This is a genomic window from Exiguobacterium sp. UBA3491, from assembly GCF_002377745.1.
In the GTDB taxonomy this organism is placed as follows: Bacteria; Bacillota; Bacilli; order Exiguobacteriales; family Exiguobacteriaceae; genus Exiguobacterium_A.
In genome coordinates this window covers 77,388-91,570 of sequence record NZ_DFQK01000032.1, presented here as the reverse complement: position 1 = coordinate 91,570, position 14,183 = coordinate 77,388, and the positions used below count along the sequence as shown (strand labels likewise).

The following is a 14,183-nucleotide window of genomic DNA, read 5'->3' as shown; positions in this document are numbered from 1 at the left end:
TTAAAAATAATATTGGCTCATCACCATAACTCGTGGTTGCTATTTTAACGACCGATTTCTAGATACAACCTTAAAAAGAACCGTTCAAGGTTTCGATAGCCATAACCACGGCGTTTGATGAGCTTGATTTTGTTATTCGTTCCTTCCATCTTTCCGTTTGATAGACGGGACACGAGTGTTCGACGCATCGCTTCCTCTCGGTTCTGGATCGATTTCGCGATCTTCGCCAGAGGCCCGCAAGGATGGGACTGATAACGATCCAACCAATCGGTCAGTCGACGTTTCGCCTGTCCATGGCACGTGGTCTTCAGCACATATCGGATATGTTGAAGTCCTTGATAGAGGTCCCGGGTGAACGGATCTTCCCGAAGGCAAGAATCGGCGACCTCCCGGTCTTCGGGGGACAGCGTCTCCGGACGACAGGCGAGAGCACGGTCAATCACACGGACATGATGGTGACGTTTCGCCTCGTTCAAAAACGACGCCGGCGGCGAAGGGCGTCCGTGAAGAACTGGATGAGATGGAAACGATCCAGCACATGTTTCGCATCCGGGAAGACATGTGCGACGGCCTTCGCCATCGCCGGTGCAAAGTCACTGACGACAGAACGGATGTCTCCGGCTATGCCTTGGAGTGCAGCCGTGATGGCCGTGACGTCCCTTTCCGGGACAATGGACAGGAGCCGACCACTCTCGGCATCGAGGACGATTGTCGCATAGTGATGTCCTTTTCGTGTGGCGAACTCGTCGATGAGGACGTCTGTCGTATGCTTCCCTATCTCTACTGAGGCGTACCGATAAAACCATCGTTCCACCGTCGTGTAAGGTAACCCGTATTCACGCGCTACATCTGAGATCGTCCTACCGTGGCAACGTTCTGCGATGCCTTTCCGGAACACCTCGGTGGAGGTACGGACGAGCCCGAGACCGTAGTCATATACGAACGTCAAATCACAAGAGAAGCATCTTTGACGTGGGACAAAGCGAAAACTCCAATCGTGGTTTGTCTAGGCAACAATTACGATACCGGGGTTTTCGCTTTTTTTCTATGTTCAATTCAAATCCGATGGATTTTATGTGTCAACCACACCTTATGGTGATGAGCCTTAAAATAGCAGGAACTTGTCGATATAAGGGATAATATGACAATAGGTAAATCATGACCTCAGTTTGAATCCAGGGAGGAATCGGCATGTCGATGCAAGGGCAAGTAACACAGGTCACCGACACAAGTCATCCGGGCAATCGAACAAAATCTAGCCATCATTCGTTTTGACGATCGACGTAAAGTCGCATACGTAAATGAGTTGTTTGCCCGGACGATGGGGTACGAAGTGGAAGAGTTAATCGGTAAATACCATCGTGATCTCTGTTATCCGGCTTTCGTTAATAGTCCAGATTACGAGTTGTTTTGGCGAAAATTGATGCAAGGCATCACGTATCAGGATAAGATTGAACGCCGGGCTGCTGACGGACAACGAAAGTGGCTCGAAGCGACATACATGCCGATTTACTCGGATGACGGACGCCGGGTCGTCGGGGTCTCGAAAATTGCATCGGACATCACGATTCGCCAGCAGGACGTTTTACGAATGGCGGCCGAACTCAACGAGACATCAGCCTTCTTGACGGTCAAATCGGAAAGTGGTCGACAAGACGGTTTGAACGTCCTTGCAACCGTCCAACAAGTCGAGGCTGAATCCATCGAAAACTTATCGAGTCTTGTCGCCTTGCGTAAAGATGCAAACTCGATCACCGACATCGTCAAGACGATCCGTGAAATTGCGGCGCAGACGAATCTACTCGCCTTGAATGCGGCAATTGAGGCAGCACGCGCTGGTGAACACGGACGTGGATTCGATGTCGTCGCAACCGAAGTCCGAAACCTGTCGAATAAAGTCTCGCATTCGATCGGGGAAATCAAGGAGAATGTCGAAGGGATCGTTGAGCGAATCGAGGACGTCTCGCACAGTATCGAACGGATTTCAAGCAAGGTAAAGAACAGTACTGGTCAGCTTGAACATACAGTGAGTGAGTTCGATCAGTTAGCTGACTCAGCGAAACAACTGGAGCGCCAGGCAAAACAATTCGTCGATGTCTTATGAACGAGTGACACTATTTAAATAGACTTAAGAAGTCAGACCCTAGGTCCGGCTTCTTTTTATGCATTTACAAAAAAATATGGCAAACAATCAGCAATGCAATGCTGTTATAAAGGTAGAAAAAGAATACGAAAAGATCGCAAATAAGGAAAATATCACACTATTTATTTCACTTACCAAATTTATTTTTATAATTTTAAATTCAACATGAAGTTTAATCTATACGATTGTTTCATGCTACTAAAACCATAGTGTTTAGAAAAAGAGTTTGATATCCTTAGGGCTTACACACCTTGTATGTTCGAAAATTACTTTGAAGGGATGTGAACCAATGATTTTTGAACCAACTACTACATCATTTGTCTTACATATGAAGGTCCAACTAGTATGATGAGTACTCAACCAAACCACAAAACGTTTTGGTTACTTGCCTATCCGCTCATTCTCTCAAGTATTGCGACACCGTTGCTTGGTGTGACCGATACCGTCGTCATCGGTCAATCGGGAGATCCGCGCGCGATTGGTGGCATCGCTGTTGGTGCCGTCTTTTTCAATACGATCTACTGGTTGTTCGGCTTTTTAAAAGTCAGTACGACAGGATTTAGTGCTCAGGCAAGCGGCGCGAATGACGCCCATGCCTTACGAATTTCGCTCTACCGACCGCTGTTCCTAGCAGCCTGTATCGGTTTGCTCATTCTGTTGTTCCGTCAGCCGCTCGAGCAGCTCGGACTCTACCTACTTGCACCACCTGCTGACTTGCTGGATGCAGTCAAGACATACATCTCGTACCGGATGATTGGCGCACCGTTCGTCTTGATGGGTTATGCGTTACTTGGCTGGTTAATCGGAACGGGACAAGTCAAACATGCTTTGTTCGTCCAATTATTCAGTATCGGGGTCAACGTCGTACTCGATATTGGATTCGTCTACGGATTGAACACCGGTGTTGCTGGAATTGCGCTTGCGACCATCATCGCGGAAATCAGCATTGTCGCCTGCAGTCTCTATCTGATTCGGAGTCATTTGTCGATGACGCGCGACGAACTGCGTGCCTTGACGGATTGGCACGCCTACCGGCAATTCTTTCGTGTCAATCGAGATTTATTCATTCGAACGATTTTCCTGTTACTCGTTACCGGCTGGTTTACACGAGCGGGAGGACAATTCGGACCGGATATCCTTGCAGCCAATGCGATCCTACTGCAGATTCAGTATCTGATCTCTTATTGGTTCGGTGGACTCGGTCATGCGTCAACCGTTCTTGTCGGTCGGGCGAGAGGGCATCAAGATCAGGAAGCGTACCGGACGAGTGTCCGTTTGGCACGGACGTTCGGATTCTACTCAGTCGTGTTCTGGTCACTTGTGCTCCTATTCCTTGAAACACCGCTGCTTCAGTTGTTCACTTCAGAAGAAGTGATCCTAGACGCGGCGCGCGACTATTATCTCTGGATCATCATCCTACCGCTGATTGCCGGGTGGGCGATGATTTACGAAGGAATCTTTGCTGGTCGTGTCGAGGCAACTCCAGTCCGGAACTCGATGATTCAAGCAGGGATCGGTTTTGCGATTGTGCTGCTGTCGACATCAAGTTTTGACAATCAGGGAGTCTGGGTAGCATTTCTGACGTTCTTTTTAATCCGCTCTTTATCGTTGATCCTCGTAGAAGCGAAACAATGAATAACCCGAAGTTCCCTCATGCAGATGAAGGAACTTCGGGTTATTTGTCGTCGAGCGCTAAAGGACGGACGAATAGGGCATTCAAGTGATGGACAAGGATATGACGCAATCGTTCTTTCGGGAGGCGTTCTGGTCGAAACAGCGCATGAAAGGCTAATCCATCAACGAGTGCTGCGAGACGTTCGCTCTCAAGCTCGATGTCTATACCTGCTCGGAACGTACCGTCCGGAATCCGTGTCAGTAATACCAGACACATGTGGTAAATGTCGTCTGGATTCTCTGTTGATTGAGACGCATACGCAGACATCATGAATTGGAACCAGACCTGCATCTCAAGCTGATGCTCAGGTGCATACGGCAAGACTTCGAGTAAGACGTTGCATAACGTCTCTTCTGGTGTTCCTCCTCTCTCGAAAATGGTTGTAATGCGTTCTTGGACCCGTTCTTGGACGAGTTGCATCGAGAAACGGAGCAATTCTTCTTGGGTCGTAAAGTAATACCGTAAGGCACCAAGGGACAGACCCGCTTCCTTGGCGATCGCCCGGACGCTAGCTTGTTCGATACCGACATTAGAAATCGTGCGCCACGTCGCTTCTGCGATGAGGCGTTTTCGTTCTTCGTGATTGACTTGTTTTGGCATACATTAAGTATATCAGCTTTTTTAGCACGAATGTATTAAAAAGACTAGTCAAGTGATGAAAGTGATGTTATCTTTATAATACAGTCGTATTAAAAAAGGAGAGGATCACGATGCAACTCGTCGCTTGGGCAATCGTTTGTTGTGAAATTCTATTTTGGGTATTCATCGTCGCAGGACTGTTCGTGCGTTATGGATTCAGGCGAGAGAAGCTCGGTTTTCGATTGATGGCGATGTCACCAGTGATTGATATCGTCTTACTGGTCTTAACAGTGTTGGACTTAAGTCGCGGTAGCACAGCAACGCTTGCACACGGACTTGCTGCGATTTACATCGGCGTATCGCTCGCATTCGGGAAGCAGATGATTTCTTGGGCGGATGGGGTGTATCGCCGGGTGATCCTCAAGGAACAAGTAGCAAAAGAACGCATATCGCGTGCGCGACGGGAACGCAACGGATTCTATCGGCACATCCTGGCATTCTTGATTGGTGGTGCCTTACTCGGAGCAATGATACTCTGGCTCGGAAATACCGAACAAACCGAAAGCCTCTTGCGGACGTTACAATTGTGGGGACTCGTTCTTGTGATCGATGGCGTCATCTCGATGAGTTATACCGTTTTTCCAGCTCGCTCTAAATAAAAACGAACCTTGGCTGTCAGCGGTCGACAGTGAAGGTTCGTTCCCGAATCGTATTCGTATGTACTTCTTTCCGGGCGTCGATTGAATCCCGAATGTGGATGATGTAGCGACGTCCTTTTTTATATCCAGTACGCGGTGGTTTAATCCGGATTTCTTTGCCGTCTAGGACTTCAATCTCCGTTTGCATCCGCTCACCATTTGAATCCGTCACGGTAACAGTACGGTTTGAGACCTGTTCCTTGCGTAGTCCTTTCGCGTATTCGATATCGAAAGTATGATACGAGGAGATGGAGCGGGCACGTGATTTGAAGTGTGGCTCGTCCGTTCGTTCATCGAGAGTGCAGTAGCAACCCGTGAACAAGAGGCTCGCCGAGAGGAGTATCGAAAATAGATGTTTCACGAAAACGCTCCTTTATGTATTTGGTAATTTTAGTATAAGACAAATTTTAGGTTACGACAATCCTTCTTGAGACCGAGTCGTTGATATCTATTAAAAGCGAACAGGTCCGTGCTATAATCGACCGAGAGAAAGGAAGCGATACACCATGCCAGTACAACCAGACCAACGTGAGATCATCGTCTCGATTCGGACGAGTTATGACTTTAAAGCTGATACCGGACGCGCAATCCGTGTCATTGAGTTTCACGGACGCCGGACGACACTGTTCGATACGTTCGAAGCGTCGTCACCAAAACGAATGATTTTGATCGAGATGATCCGCGCCGTCCAATCGTTCAAGGAACCCTTCCACATCATCTTCAACGTCGAGTGTAACTTCGGCTTCAAGTATTTGACGGATCAGCGGAAATGGGAAAACCGGGACGTCGGGAATACGTTCCTCGACTTGATTGAACAAGGCGGTCATACGTATGAATTACGGGACTGTTCGTTCTATGAAGGCGGTAAAGCCCTCCAAAAATGGCTCGGCAACACATTAAAGCAAAATAGCTGACAAAAAAGGCTGATTCCATAATGGAGTCAGCCTTTGTCCGTTGCATCGATCGTCTCGCTTTCGAGATATCGGTATAACGTACTTTTACTAATACCGGTCTGTTCTCGGATATCAGCGAGCGAATACTCTTTGCTTTGATACATCGCAATCGCGCGGCGGACATTTTCATCGGGTTTCCGCGGTCGACCGGTCTGTTTTCCTTGCTCTTTTGCTTTTGAGAGTCCGGCACGCGTTGACATGCTGATGACATCACTTTGCAACTGGACCAGGTGGCGGACCGTTTCTAGGAACGACAAGGATGCCCGTTCGCTCGTGCGAATGTGTTCGCGGAGCGACCACAGCGTCGCGCCACGCATCTCCATTTGTTCGAGCATCTCAATCAAGTGCCGCGTCGAGTCTGCTAGGACGTAGAGATGCGTGACGATGACTTCGTCTCCCGCTTGCAGCGCCTCAAGCATCTGTTCAAGTTCCATTCGGCGTTTGGCCGAATCATGGGTCTCAACGACACGTGCCGTCACATCAATCTGATCCGCCTCTGCTTGTTGCGCAGAACAGTCAGGATCATCCGGATAGGGTCTCATATAGAAATATTGCATGGATAGAGCTCCTCTCTGTCGATCACGATCGACGTCAGTTCCTCATCAGTATACCGTATTCTCACCTTCGTGCCGCAGAAAACCGAAAACATGCCTTTCTTCTCATGTTCGGATCGACTAATTTGTGGTAAATTGAGTGGAAGTAAGTTTCTCGGACTCATCCTTATACCATTCATTCTTTTTAAATGAGGTGCTCACCATGAACAAAGAAGATCATCAACTCGCCCGTCAGCTCTTGACGACCTATTTCATCGGCACACAACTAGCGACGGTCCATGTCGCAGGCTACGTCACGCTCGAATTCATCAATTTGTTCGATACGACAGCGCCTGAACTGCGACTTCGGATCGAGACGGACCGTCTATTTTATGGCGATGTCGAGACGACACAGAATTGGGTCGTTCGCCATGCGACAAAGGAAGAGATGCTACACTTGATCGTCTCACTGCACGCGGAACGGATCACCGGTGTCCGGATCGGCAAGACGGCACCACACTTATTCTTGACCTTCAGTAACGGACAAACGCTTGTCCTGAACGGGTCGGATACATATTACGAATCGTGGGCGATCGATATCGGTCTCACGCCACACCGAGCCGACGCGACGATCGTTGCCGTACCGGGTGACGAACTAGCTGTCTTCTCCGGGATTGGTGAACAAGTTGAAGACTAAGTGGACACGCATGGAGTGGTGTGATTGGATCATGCCGCTCGTCGCGTCACGTTATCCGGATCATTGTGCCGTCTTACTTGCCGGCAGTCACACGCGAGGACAAGCGACCGCACAATCAGATGTCGATTTAATCATCTTTGAAGCAAGTCGACGACGGGCATACCGGGAATCGTTTACCTATGACGGTGTCCCGATCGAAGCATTCGTCCATTCCTTTGAGACGATCGCGCATTTTTTCGAGAGTGACCGGGAACGTGGTCGCCCGTCCCTGCAACGCATGATTGCTGACAGCTGGACGATCGAGGATCATCCACACCTTGCCTCTATCCGCAAGGAAGCCGTTCAACAATTGGCGGAAGGACCTGTTGCGTGGTCGAATCCGGAACAACAACGCGCGCGTTATTTTTTAAGTGACTTGCTCGACGACTTCGAGAGTGTGACGAACCGCGCAGAAGGTCTAGCGATTGCGTCACGTTTATATGAACAGAGCATCGAATTCGTCCTTCGTGCCAATCAACGCTACATCGGACAAGGGAAGTGGACAATCCGTGCTCTTGCGGAGTTTGACGAAGAATATGCCAGTCGACACACAAGAGCTTTTGAGTCGTATTATCAGTCGAATGACCGCCGAGTCGTCATCGCGTTAGTCGACGATTATCTCGCACCGTTTGGCGGGCGTTATTTTGACGGCTTTATGCTCGGAAAAAGATAACAAGCATACATAAAGAGACACGTTTTCGGTCGATGATCCGAAAACGTGTCTCTTTATCGTTCGCTTCTGTTTAACGCCAATGGGACGGACGGAGCAAACGCGGCGGTAACTGTGTTGCGGCATTGCCGATTGCGGCATTGATTTGTGCTTGTGTCAAAAAGAGCGCGTCTGTCAGATCGGCGTCTTTGACGTTACAGTCTCGCAGATCAGCTCCGAGAAAGTTGACACCGCACAAACGGCTATTCGACAAGTTCGTCGCCAGCAACCACTGGTTCTGAACGCTGGCACCTGAAAAATCTCGTCCTTGTAGCTGTTTTCCGACCCAGTCGCGTGGTGTCTGGTCGCGTCTTCCGCTATACTGAACTTGAACACGAGAAGCGATCATTCCAAGGAGGGGTCGGACGGTTTGACGGATTGACATCAGGTCAAGCCGTGCAAATTGATCCGCCGGTAAGGCAGCGTATCGGGTCAACGCGGCAAGCATCTCATCGAGTTGATTGTGAATGTCACGCGTGACATCGCGTTTTCCGTCCGTTACGTACCACATCATCTCAAACAAGTGAACCATCTTCGGGAAAGCAGCATAAATCGCTTGGTGTCGCTTTGGTGCATCATCGCCTTGGAACGTCTGCTGTGACAAATGTTGGCCGGCACCAAAACAATCATAGACGGTACAACCTTTGTAGCCGCTATCGCGTAACCGGTCATGGATGCGGCAACTGTAATCCGCATCAAGATTGCGACACGGTGTCGCTTCCGGTTTATCATGACCGAAATCACTGGATTTTGAAAAAGCAAGTGCCGTACAACATAAACCAAAACACTTCGTACAATCAATCTGGAATGTGGGTTCCATCGCATTCACCTCCACTACTACTATAGCAAGAAAGGAGTCCGGATATGCTGCAATTTCAACTCAATGAAAATGAAGACGGACAAGATTGGATCAGACAACAGGTGCGACGCTATAACGTCGAGACTTCGCCGTTTCATGCCAAAAAACGGTTAAATGGAATACAAGCCGTCACATTACTTGCGGCGATGCGAAACGATCAACCGATCGGTGGCATCACGGGAGAGGCGTACTGGGGCTGGTTACATATTGAATGGTTCATTGTCGTCGAGGAGGAGCGGGGAAGTGGACTCGGCATGACGTTATTTCATCGATTGGAAACATGGGCACGAGAAGCAGGAATCAACAGAATCCGTGTCGAGACGTTCTCGTTTCAAGCGCTCTCGTTTTATGAACGACAGGGATTCATCGAAGTCGGACGAATCGATGATTATCCACCGGGTGCTAGCTATCACCTGCTCGTCAAGCAGGTCGACCGATGAAACGCCGACTCCTTTTTATCTTAGTGATTGGATTAGTACTCGGAGCATTGACGGGGATGTACCAGCGTCCCGAGACCCCTTCCTTCACGGCAAAAACGGTCACGAAGTTATATAAACAGATGACGAACACATCGATCGAAGCGCGTGATGTCTACTTCGTCGAACGATTGTCTGAACATTATGCCGTCGCATATCTTGAAGCGAAACATGATCGCTTGTTTCTGCTCCTGCAACAAACCGATGAGGCACAACGGATCGATCGAATCATTCGTGCCAAGCAGACGACGGAGGCGGATTGGTTCGAGGGACGGTTGCTTGCGACACCGGAAGGTCGGTATCTCGTCGCCTACGGCATGAATGGCTCAAAACAAATGAAAACGATTCGGTTCGAGCCGTATAAGACGACGGCTGATGGGGAAGTACCATTACGTCCGATGCAGCGCTCGTTAACCGTCGCAGGTCAGGAACGTTTCCATACCGTCCAACCGTTACCGGACGCCTTCCCGCATTCGCTCTACTTTGAAATGATCGCGACGCGTATAAATGGAAAAGAGATGATCCAACGCTTGACGTCATTAAGCGAAAACGCATCCGCGTTTTCTATGACCCGTGACTTTTAGTATACTGAAGACGAAAAAAGGGGGAAAAGAACATGTGGATCGTCATGAATCAGCTACACGTCGTGAAGGGCGCAGCAGATCAAGTCGCAGCGCGTTTTAAGACGACGAAGGGAATCGAACGGATGGAGGGTTTCCACCGGATGCAAGTCCTCGTCGATATTAGTCAGGAAGAAGAAGACATCGTCACGATCATGACGACATGGTCGAATCAAGCGGCGTTTCATGCATGGCAGGAGAGTCAAGCGTATAAAGGGGTTCACCATAAGCGGGATAACGGGACGTCCGAAGTCAAACCGCTCGTCATCTCAAATACCGTCACGGAATATGCGATCGTCGCCGACCATAGCGCAGCAACAGAATAAACACAAGACCCCTGAGAGGATTCTTCTCGGGGGTCTTGTGTGTAATAATACATTAGATTGTTTTACCGTAATCTGGGTATATTCTAACAAACTAGATGAAACGAGGTGGCATCGCATGGTCTATCGTAAACCTGTCGTCTCTAGCCTATCCGTCCTCGGTGGTATGATCCTGCTCTTGGGTTTCTTGACGAGCGGTGGCTTCATTTATCTCTACTTCTTCGTCTTACTGTTTGCTTGCGTCTCCTTCTTACGTGAACCGTTGACACGTAAAGAGTGGTTGCAAGAGGGGATCGCTTTCATCTTCTGGTGTTCCTTGATTTATTTACTGCAACACCTCGTCTTCATGACATAAGTCATTTTTCATACTGCTCGAATAAAGGGAGGATGATGTCACGACCCGTTGCTGATAAGTGGATTGACACGTCACGCTTTGGATCCTTTAAGTAGATGTCAGTCTTTTTGACGCGTTTATCAAGATAGACTTCGTACTGTTGACCAGTCACGCCTTTTCGGAACGTCAAGTATTTCCACTTCGCCCTCTTGCCCCGCACATCAGCCTGTTCACTCGTCTTGATCGCTTTTTTTAATTTTCCGGATTCATCACTTGTCATCATGATCATGTTTTCCCAATCAATATCTTTTTCCGAAAACTGATTTCCTCGATCATCTTCTTCAAAACGGATATGCGAAAACTGTTTTTGATGGAACAGTGTCTCGTTTTGGTTTTCCGCAACGTCGTCGTCTGTTGTTCGATCCGGTCCTTGGAGTTCAGTCGGTTGTTGCATCGTATGGCGAATCGATAATTCGTAGCGGAATTCGCGTCCGTTTTTCTCCGTTGCGATGACCGTTCCATAATGTTCCGGCGTGCCGTCACCCGGAACGAATCGGACCTTTCCTGGTTGTTTCATTGAATGGATCGGGTGTTCCGCACGGCGTCCACCATACAACTGCGGTATACGAACCGAAACGTCGTATGTCGAATCGTATTGCTGATTGTAGACGAGGTAGAGATTGACATCACGGGTGAACGGTGTCAGAGAATTCGCGTATGCGAAAATCGTCGTCCGTGCATCTTTTTTTGTGACATCCGTTGCCTCGATGACGAGGTAACCTGATCCTGGAAGTTCTAATTTTCGAGCAGAATGGTCTGCGATCTTCTCATCAGGATTGAACCAGTCGTCTTTTTTTAATACAACAGGCTTCATGCTAAAGTTTTTCCGTTGTGGAGTCAGAGTAGTCTTCTTGAAGATGTCTTCTTTCTTTGGTAACGGATAATACCCATCTTTAGACGATGTCTGACAATATAAATACGTCTTTTTCCCAGCTTTCACGTAACGAACGGTTTGACTATCATAATCTTCGAACGGATTCGTCATCATGACGGAATAGATGTTACCGACTGCGTAATTGACGGGTGCATCGCTCGCTTTAGATGCGCATGTTTTTTGGATGACGGTTCGCTCTTTAGCTGACAAAGTGCGAGATTCTTTTTCGTTGAATTGCCCTCCATCATACATTTGTGATAAGTAATCCCATTTAAAATTCTGGGCGTCACTTTGGCAACCGCTTAATGCTAGCGTCGCTCCAAGTGTTAGTCCGATCCAGTAACGTTTATTCATTGGTTGAGCACCTCACTAAGTGCTTCACTTGTCGTACCTGACAGCTTCGCACCTTTCTTTGATCCCGGTTTGACAACATAGATTTCAAGCTTTTTAGCTCGTTTGCGTTCGAATAGTTCGAACGTTTGACTTTTTCCTTTGCGGATCAAGGTCATTTTTTTCTGTTTCAGCTTTGTTCCTTGTGGCTCCATCACATCGGTCTCTTTTAATTCTTGAGCCATTTTTTTTGCTAGTTTATCCGGAATGGCCGAGATGAATTTAAAATCGTTATCGATGAGCTGCTTTGGTGAGTCGTGAATGTAGCCGACATATGTGGTTGGTGATGCATCAAGAAAGCCATATTTGTAATTCTCAGGTTTTTTGTAGGTCTGATTAAGACGCATATATAGCGATGTTTCTTGAACGATTTTGCCTCCTTCTTTCTTCCAAACAGTCGCAAAAGGAACCGTCTGTCCCATTGAAAGCGTAGCAGGAAGTTGCTTTCGCTGGATTTGATATGATTGCCCCATTACATGGTCTTGAATGACGGATGGAATCCCAATACGATCACCACTGGTCATGAGTTCAATCGATGTGTGCTGCAAACCACTATTCGGAATGACACGAAAAGCTAAATTCAATTCGGAACCGACTCGGGACTCGGTCGTCTCGAAGAGTGTTTGTTCTTTATCCTTATTTTTGTCTTTCATGAAGAGAACGAATTGTCCTTCCGGTGGTAAGGACAATTGATACGATGGGAAAAGGTAACGACCAAGTCCTTTCGTGTCTTTACTTTCTTCATTTTCTTGTTTTTGTTGATCCGTCACTTCTTTTGGGACAGGCTTAAAGTGAACGTCTGTCGATTTAGCTTTAAGCGGTTGGTTCGACCAATCGACGAATGGGTAATCACTGCGCTTGATTTGGTGGACCGCATAATCCGCGTGGCGAATCGGCTGACACGCCAAATAGTCCTTTTTTTCGTCTGACAGGAAACGAACGTGTTGGAACTCGCGCCCTTGGACACTCGGAGGTAGGAAGTATAAATCAAATCCTTCGTGTTGCACATGTCGATCTGGCAAGCGCATCTTATCTGGTTTTTGCTGACAAACCTTCAACAAAGCCGCCGTTTGTTTTTTCGGGAGATCCGGTATTTCTTGACCATCAAAGGTAGTCGAGATACCGCCCCAGTAATTGGCATCATATGTAAGATCTAAGTATTGTTCTTTTCCGCACCCGGCAAGGAGAACTGCTCCTGCGAGAATACTGGTATGTATATAGCGTCTCATGAAAAACCTCCTCTATACGATTGTCTGTATTTTACCATATTTTCTATAATAGACAGAATTTTCTATAACGTTTCAACATCAAGATGTTTGACATCCATTAACTCGGGAATAATAGAGGCATGCATGGTCAATCTATTACTATGGGGGTTTTATGGTGGGTACATTCATTCAAGCAGTTGATGGCACGAAGATTTACGTTGAGGATGTCGGTTCGGGTCAACCAGTCGTCTTTTTACACGGATGGCCAGCAAACAACAACATGTTCGAGTATCAAAAGAACCTGCTCGTCGAAGAAGGGTACCGTTACGTCGGAATCGATTATCGTGGTTATGGCAAATCAGATGCACCAGCAACGGGATACGATTATAAGACGATGGCGTCCGATGTCAATGAAGTCATCGAACAGCTGAAATTAACGAATGTCGCGTTGCTTGGCTTCTCGATGGGAGGAGGAATCGCCTTGTCCTATCTCTTGCACTACGGGGACTCAAAAGTCAGTAAGCTCGTTCTTGCGGGAGCTGCGGCACCGGTCTTTACGCAACGTGACGGCTACCCATACGGGATGACGAAAGAAGAAGTCGATGCGTTGATTGCCGATACGAAACAGGATCGCCCGTCGATGCTCAAAGGATTCGGTGAAATCTTCTTTGCGAAGGAACATCCAGAACCGCTGCAACAATGGTTCCATGGTCTTAGCATCGCCGCTTCATCCCACGGAACGATTCAGTCAGCAATCGCCTTGCGTGACGAAGACTTACGTGGAAAACTCGAGAACATCAAAGTCGATACGTTGATCATCCACGGTAAAAAAGACCAAGTCTGTCCGTTCGAGTTTGCGGAAGAGATGCAAAAGGAAATCCCACATGCGCGACTCGAAGTCTTCGAAGAGAGTGGACACGGGATGTTACTTGACGAACAAGAGAAGTTCAACGAGACATTACTGACGTACGTTAAAGGAAATCAAACCGTCTAATTTAACAAGCCATGGACAC

At 47.9% G+C, this 14,183-nt stretch carries 19 protein-coding genes; 11 read left to right on the top strand and 8 right to left on the bottom strand.

What is annotated here, in order from left to right; all coding sequences use genetic code 11:
• Window positions 1–44: 44 nt before the first annotated feature.
• Both B4F99_RS12795 and B4F99_RS12790 read right to left on the bottom strand, forming a co-directional pair.
• A complete protein-coding gene (locus B4F99_RS12795; protein WP_414651136.1) occupies window positions 45–476 on the bottom strand; it encodes an ISL3 family transposase in 432 nt (143 codons plus the stop codon).
• Window positions 473–949 carry a transposase gene (locus B4F99_RS12790; RefSeq protein ID WP_290758554.1) on the bottom strand — a complete coding sequence of 159 codons (477 nt, stop codon included), beginning with the start codon at window positions 947–949 and terminating at the stop codon, window positions 473–475. Before B4F99_RS12790 ends, B4F99_RS12795 begins: the two co-directional genes overlap by 4 nt.
• Before the next feature lie 285 nt (window positions 950–1,234).
• Here B4F99_RS12790 and B4F99_RS12785 point away from each other — a divergent pair, with 285 nt between their 5' ends.
• Together B4F99_RS12785 and B4F99_RS12780 are read left to right on the top strand one after the other, a co-directional pair.
• A complete protein-coding gene (locus B4F99_RS12785) occupies window positions 1,235–2,104 on the top strand; it encodes a methyl-accepting chemotaxis protein (RefSeq protein ID WP_290759478.1) in 870 nt (289 codons plus the stop codon).
• Window positions 2,105–2,491: 387 nt separating this feature from the next.
• Window positions 2,492–3,778 carry an MATE family efflux transporter gene (locus tag B4F99_RS12780; RefSeq protein ID WP_290758551.1) on the top strand — a complete coding sequence of 429 codons (1,287 nt, stop codon included), beginning with the start codon at window positions 2,492–2,494 and terminating at the stop codon, window positions 3,776–3,778.
• A gap of 40 nt (window positions 3,779–3,818) precedes the next feature.
• Here the strand turns inward: B4F99_RS12780 and B4F99_RS12775 are convergent, their stop codons facing one another.
• Window positions 3,819–4,418 carry a TetR/AcrR family transcriptional regulator gene (locus B4F99_RS12775; protein ID WP_290758548.1) on the bottom strand — a complete coding sequence of 200 codons (600 nt, stop codon included), beginning with the start codon at window positions 4,416–4,418 and terminating at the stop codon, window positions 3,819–3,821.
• Window positions 4,419–4,528: 110 nt separating this feature from the next.
• On the opposite strand from B4F99_RS12775, the gene B4F99_RS12770 reads away from it, so the two are divergent.
• On the top strand, window positions 4,529–5,056 hold the full coding sequence (locus tag B4F99_RS12770; protein ID WP_290758546.1) for a hypothetical protein: 528 nt from the start codon (window positions 4,529–4,531) through the stop codon (window positions 5,054–5,056).
• Between the two features lie 16 nt (window positions 5,057–5,072).
• Here the strand turns inward: B4F99_RS12770 and B4F99_RS12765 are convergent, their stop codons facing one another.
• Window positions 5,073–5,456, bottom strand: a complete 384-nt coding sequence (locus B4F99_RS12765; protein ID WP_290758543.1) for a hypothetical protein — start codon at window positions 5,454–5,456, stop codon at window positions 5,073–5,075.
• A gap of 145 nt (window positions 5,457–5,601) precedes the next feature.
• Here B4F99_RS12765 and B4F99_RS12760 point away from each other — a divergent pair, with 145 nt between their 5' ends.
• Entirely contained in the window at window positions 5,602–6,009 is a 408-nt protein-coding gene (locus B4F99_RS12760) for a hypothetical protein (RefSeq protein WP_035407875.1), read from the top strand.
• A gap of 26 nt (window positions 6,010–6,035) precedes the next feature.
• On the opposite strand, the gene B4F99_RS12755 is transcribed toward B4F99_RS12760, so the two are convergent.
• The gene (locus B4F99_RS12755; protein WP_290758540.1) at window positions 6,036–6,605 is read right to left on the bottom strand and encodes a recombinase family protein; all 570 of its coding nucleotides are present in this window, start codon (window positions 6,603–6,605) and stop codon (window positions 6,036–6,038) included.
• Between the two features lie 199 nt (window positions 6,606–6,804).
• On the opposite strand from B4F99_RS12755, the gene B4F99_RS12750 reads away from it, so the two are divergent.
• Together B4F99_RS12750 and B4F99_RS12745 are read left to right on the top strand one after the other, a co-directional pair.
• On the top strand, window positions 6,805–7,278 hold the full coding sequence (locus tag B4F99_RS12750) for a hypothetical protein (RefSeq protein WP_290758537.1): 474 nt from the start codon (window positions 6,805–6,807) through the stop codon (window positions 7,276–7,278).
• Between the two features lie 10 nt (window positions 7,279–7,288).
• On the top strand, window positions 7,289–7,990 hold the full coding sequence (locus B4F99_RS12745) for a nucleotidyltransferase domain-containing protein (protein WP_290758535.1): 702 nt from the start codon (window positions 7,289–7,291) through the stop codon (window positions 7,988–7,990).
• 70 nt (window positions 7,991–8,060) lie between these two features.
• Here the strand turns inward: B4F99_RS12745 and B4F99_RS12740 are convergent, their stop codons facing one another.
• Window positions 8,061–8,846, bottom strand: a complete 786-nt coding sequence (locus B4F99_RS12740) for a pentapeptide repeat-containing protein (protein WP_290758532.1) — start codon at window positions 8,844–8,846, stop codon at window positions 8,061–8,063.
• A gap of 44 nt (window positions 8,847–8,890) precedes the next feature.
• Between B4F99_RS12740 and B4F99_RS12735 the strand changes: the two genes are divergently transcribed.
• From B4F99_RS12735 to B4F99_RS12720, 4 genes are all read left to right on the top strand, one after another.
• On the top strand, window positions 8,891–9,325 hold the full coding sequence (locus B4F99_RS12735) for a GNAT family N-acetyltransferase (protein ID WP_290758529.1): 435 nt from the start codon (window positions 8,891–8,893) through the stop codon (window positions 9,323–9,325).
• The gene (locus tag B4F99_RS12730) at window positions 9,322–9,945 is read left to right on the top strand and encodes a hypothetical protein (RefSeq protein WP_290758526.1); all 624 of its coding nucleotides are present in this window, start codon (window positions 9,322–9,324) and stop codon (window positions 9,943–9,945) included. Before B4F99_RS12735 ends, B4F99_RS12730 begins: the two co-directional genes overlap by 4 nt.
• Before the next feature lie 32 nt (window positions 9,946–9,977).
• The gene (locus B4F99_RS12725; RefSeq protein ID WP_290758523.1) at window positions 9,978–10,307 is read left to right on the top strand and encodes an antibiotic biosynthesis monooxygenase; all 330 of its coding nucleotides are present in this window, start codon (window positions 9,978–9,980) and stop codon (window positions 10,305–10,307) included.
• 115 nt (window positions 10,308–10,422) lie between these two features.
• Window positions 10,423–10,659, top strand: coding sequence for a hypothetical protein (locus B4F99_RS12720; protein ID WP_290758520.1), 237 nt, complete (start codon window positions 10,423–10,425; stop codon window positions 10,657–10,659).
• Window position 10,660: 1 nt separating this feature from the next.
• Here the strand turns inward: B4F99_RS12720 and B4F99_RS12715 are convergent, their stop codons facing one another.
• Window positions 10,661–11,926 (bottom strand): hypothetical protein, encoded by a 1,266-nt coding sequence (locus B4F99_RS12715; RefSeq protein WP_290758517.1) that lies wholly within the window; start codon window positions 11,924–11,926, stop codon window positions 10,661–10,663.
• Window positions 11,923–13,191, bottom strand: a complete 1,269-nt coding sequence (locus B4F99_RS12710; RefSeq protein ID WP_290758514.1) for a hypothetical protein — start codon at window positions 13,189–13,191, stop codon at window positions 11,923–11,925. The genes B4F99_RS12715 and B4F99_RS12710 overlap by 4 nt, the downstream gene beginning before the upstream one ends.
• Before the next feature lie 154 nt (window positions 13,192–13,345).
• On the opposite strand from B4F99_RS12710, the gene B4F99_RS12705 reads away from it, so the two are divergent.
• The gene (locus tag B4F99_RS12705; RefSeq protein ID WP_290758511.1) at window positions 13,346–14,164 is read left to right on the top strand and encodes an alpha/beta fold hydrolase; all 819 of its coding nucleotides are present in this window, start codon (window positions 13,346–13,348) and stop codon (window positions 14,162–14,164) included.
• Window positions 14,165–14,183 lie beyond the last annotated feature (19 nt).